Source organism: Streptomyces roseochromogenus subsp. oscitans DS 12.976 (assembly GCF_000497445.1).
In the GTDB taxonomy this organism is placed as follows: Bacteria; Actinomycetota; Actinomycetes; order Streptomycetales; family Streptomycetaceae; genus Streptomyces; species Streptomyces oscitans.
This window is the reverse complement of the sequence record NZ_CM002285.1, coordinates 805218-809442: the sequence shown is the minus strand read 5'-3', so window position 1 is coordinate 809442 and position 4225 is coordinate 805218. Positions and strand designations below refer to the sequence as shown.

2 protein-coding genes are annotated in these 4225 nt (G+C 74.7%); one reads left to right on the top strand and one right to left on the bottom strand.

Going from position 1 to position 4225, the window contains the following annotated elements:
* The coding region (locus M878_RS53795) for a SpoIIE family protein phosphatase (RefSeq protein WP_023544770.1) at positions 1-2321 on the bottom strand (2321 nt) is incomplete at its 3' end.
* 518 nt (positions 2322-2839) lie between these two features.
* Here M878_RS53795 and M878_RS46915 point away from each other — a divergent pair.
* Positions 2840-4225, top strand: a 1386-nt coding sequence (locus M878_RS46915; RefSeq protein ID WP_051430064.1) for a hypothetical protein, incomplete at its 3' end; no start/stop codon positions are given.

The following is a 4225-nucleotide window of genomic DNA, read 5'->3' as shown; positions in this document are numbered from 1 at the left end:
ATGTCCGCGCCCGGCCGCTCCACCAGCCCGTCCGTGTACAGGGCGAGAATCGCGTCCGGCTCCAGCAGCAGTTCGGCCACCGGGTAGCGGGCCTGCGGATCCACCCCGAGGACGACACCGCCCGGGACATCCACCAGCCGGGTCCGTCCGTCGGGGCAGCGCAGCAGCGGCGGCGGATGCCCCGCCCGGGCGATCCGGACCAGGCCGGTCGAGGGGTCCAGTCGCAGATAGCAGCAGCTGGCGAACTGACCGGGATCGAGGTCGATCAGCAGATGGTTGGTGCCGCTCAGCACCTCGTCGGGCGGCCGGTCGCCCAGCGCGAACGCGCGCACCGCGCTGCGCAGCTGCCCCATGGTGGCCGCGGCCTGCACCCCGTGTCCCTGCACATCACCGATCACCAGGGCCAGCCCGTCACCCGCCTCCACCACGTCGTACCAGTCGCCGCCCACGTCCATACCCTGCGTGCCCGGCAGATACCGGCCCGCGGTCTCCACCTGCGGATGTGCCGACAACCGGCGGGGCAGCAGCGCCTGCTGCAGGCCGCGGGCGAGTGCGGCCTCGCTGTCGTAGCGCCGTGCCCGCTCCATGGCGTGCGCGATCAGCCCGGCGAGCGCGGTGAGGACCGTGCGTTCCTCGGTGCTGAAGCCGCGCGGGCGGTCGAAGCCGAGGATGCACGAGCCGACCGGCCGCCCGGAGGCGATCAGCGGCAGAAAGGCCCGGGCGCCCTCGTCGGCGTCCAGCGGGATGCCCGGATAGGCGGTCGGCAGCTGCTGCATCGACTCGAAGAACAGCGGCCGCCCCGTGGTCAGGCACTCCACGCCCGGCAGCCGGGCGTCGAGACCGACCCCCTCGAACGGAGCGAGGAACCCCTGCGGGAAGCCGGTCTCCCAGGCGAGATACAGATGCCGGTCCTGGAGCAGATAGATCGCGAGGCGCCGGCCCCCGAACGCGGGCAGCAGTTCCTGCATCACCACCGCCGACACCTGCCGGGCGGTCACCGCGTCCGTCAGCGCGATCGCCAGCGCGATCGGCCGGTACAGCGGCTCCATCGAGTGCCCGCCCGGCACCGTGTCCTCAGGGACGTGCTCCTCCACGAGGGGCTCGACCGGTGTGTCCATCCGGCTGGCCGGGACGAGTGTGCAGGTCAGCAGGTCCTCGCCGGGATGCACCGACACCGCGAGCCATTCGCCCGCGCCGGGCTCCTCACGGTCGCGGGCCGGCCGCCGCACATGGAAGTGCACCGGCTCCGGGGCCAGCAGGGCGCCGCGCAGATGGTCGTCGTACCGCGGGCCGGTCAGCCACGGCATCGCCTCCCACAGCGGCCGCCCGAGCAGCGACTCCCGCTCCCGGTCGGCGAGCCGGGCCGCGGCCGGGTTGACGTACACGACCAGCCCCAGCCGGTCCAGGCAGAACACACCCTGCGGCAGCAGGTCCGCCGCGCCGTCCGCGCAGGCGGCGGGACCCGGGTCGAACACCACCCCGTCGACCCGCTGCCCGGCCCCGTCCTCCGCGGCCGGCCACAGATCCAGCAGCCGTGCCGCGCCGTCCCGTCCCCGCACGCTCAGCGGTGCGGCGGGCGGCTTCCCGGCGGCGGTGTCGCGCAGCGCGGCCAGGATCCGCTCCGCGTCCTGCGGTGCCAGGGCCTCCGCGAGCGCCGCATCCGTCCCCGCGAAGTCGCCGGGGTACAGGCCGAGGAGGCCGTACAGCCGGTCGTCCGCGCGCACCGCACAGGTCACGGGATCCCAGCCGAACCGCGCCACGACGGCCTGCCCGGGCCGGCTCACCGGCGGCCGCACACACAGCGGCTCGCCGTCCCAGACGACCGCGCTCGCGTCCCCGTCGGCGAGCCCGAGCAGCTCGGCACCGAGCCCTTCGGCCAGCCGGGCGAGCAGATCCAGGTCCAGCAACTCGTCCGCCGAGTCGGCCACCGCCGGGCGCAGCACCGTGAGCACCCCCAGCGGCTCGCTCCCGCCCGGCACCGGCACATGCACCGACCCGAACGGGAAGGGCAGGCCCGCCGCGAACTGCGGATACCGGCGCACCGTCTCGGCGGCGTTCGCCAGCACCACCTGTACGCCGAGACGGTAGGCGTCGGCGCCGGGGAACGGTCGGCCGACGTGCAGCCGCCACCAGGGCCGGAACAGCCGGCCGGGCAGCCCCGCGATCACCGCGAGGCGCAGCAGGCCCGGGGTGCCGGACCGCAGATACACCCCCGCCACCCGGCCGCCGGCGGCACCGAGCGCGCCCGTCGAGGTGTCCGCCAGCAGCGCGGCGAGCCGGGCCCGCGTACGGACCGCCTGCTCGCCACCGCTCCCAGTCATCGCCCCTACCTCGTCCTGTGCGCTTCGGGTGGATGACACAGCAAGAATGCGCCAGAAGGACCCTGCGACGCACCTGGGAGGGGGAAGGGAATCGCGAAAGCACGTCCGGATCGGAAGTCCCGGCCGGTTCGGCGGGTGAGCGCGCGTCGGCCACGGAGGCGTCCGGCGTCGGGTCGGCACCACCCCTTGGCCTGTCCGAGGCGGGTCCGGACGGGGCGGGATCGCGTGTTCGTGAGGCCTGGACGGGGCGGGACGGCCTGTCCGCGAGGCCTGGACGGAGTAGGACGGCCTGTCCGCGAGGCCTGGACGGAGTAGGACGGCCTGTCCACGAGGTGCGGACGGGGTGGGCCCGTGTCGTCCGGCCGTGGCCGTCGCTCCCGGCCTGCGGGGTCGCCCGACCGTCTCACACCGGTGCCCCGCCCGAGTGGCGGGTCCGCAGGCCCGCTCCTAGTAATGGTGCGTGATGCCGCGGCCGAAGGCGGGGCCAGACGCGGCCGTACCGTTCGACTGGAGGCGAGATGACCACGCGATCTCCCATACCCCGTCCCGACGACGCCCTCATACCCCCCATAACTCCCCTGACCACCGCGCCGGTTCCCACCGTCGCCCCCACCCTGTACCCCCACCTCGTCACGCTTCCGGCCCTGCCCGCGAAGTCGCTCCCCGAGGCTCCCCACGAGAGCCTGGTTGAGATCCCCCAGGCCCTCGACGGGGTCCTGCCTCAGTGCCCTGACGAGGTGGTTCCGGCCGCTGACGGCCTCCCTCAGACGGTCTCCGACGACGCCCTGCGCCACGACGTCCCGTTCGGTGAAGCCCTCCTGTACGGCGACCCGTTGCCCGGCCTGGTCCACGCGGCCGTCGCCGACCGTCCGGTCGAGGACGTCGTCCGGCTCATCACCCTGCTGGAAAGCGCCCCCGAAAACGCCCGGACCACGGCCGACGCGCTGCGCGCGGTCGGGGTCGACCGGCCCGTGGAGGATCTCGCCCGTTTCGTGACCCTCCTGACCGAGCCGCCGCGGGACACCGGCAGCGCCGACGAGGCGATCCGGGTCGCCGCCGAACACCGTCCGCTGGACGACGTGAGCCGGCTGATGATGCTGCTGCACCACACATCCCTGGGCCCCCACTGCGGGCAGGCCGCGGTGCGGGCCGTGGCCGTCAGCCGCCCCGTGGAGGAGCTCGCCGAGCTGATCGGCCGGCTGTCCGCGGACCGCGCGCTGCGCGAGACTCCGCTGTCCACGCCGCTGTCGGCCGAGGCCCTGCACGTCGACCGGCTGAACGCCGACTCCCCGCACGCCGAAACGGTGGTGTCCGCGCTCGACGCCTGGGCCGCAGAGGCGACCGGCCAGGCGGCCCGGCCCGCGAAGGACCAAAACGCGCAGGACCAACCCGTGCAGGACCAACCCGTGCAGGACCAGACCGAGCAGGACCAGCCCGCGAAGGAACGGCCGGCGAAGGGGAGGCCTGCGAAGGAAGAGTTCGCCAAGGAGCGGTCGGCCGAAGAGCGGCCTGCGAAGGGCTGGCTCGTGAAGGACCAGCTGGTGAAGGGTCGTTTGACGGAGGGCCTGGATCCGGGCGGCCGGAGGCACATGGCCGGCCTCGGTGGCGCCCGTGGCGCCGCGCTGCTGGTCCTGCTGTGCGGAGCGGCCCACGCTCCGCGCAGCTGGGCCGGACTCTCCCACGGCGTCCTCGTGGCCACCGTCCTCGCCACGGTCCTGTGCCTGCTGCCGGCCCTCGCGCTGCCGGCGCGGGCGGCACAGTCCCGCCTCGTCGCGGCGACGGCCGCGTTCGGTGTCACGGCGGGGCTCGCCGCCGGGCAGCTGCTCGGCGGGCGCTTCGGCCTGCCGGACGCGCCCCGGCTGTGGAACGCGACCCTGGCCCCGTCCTGGCTCACCGTCACGGCG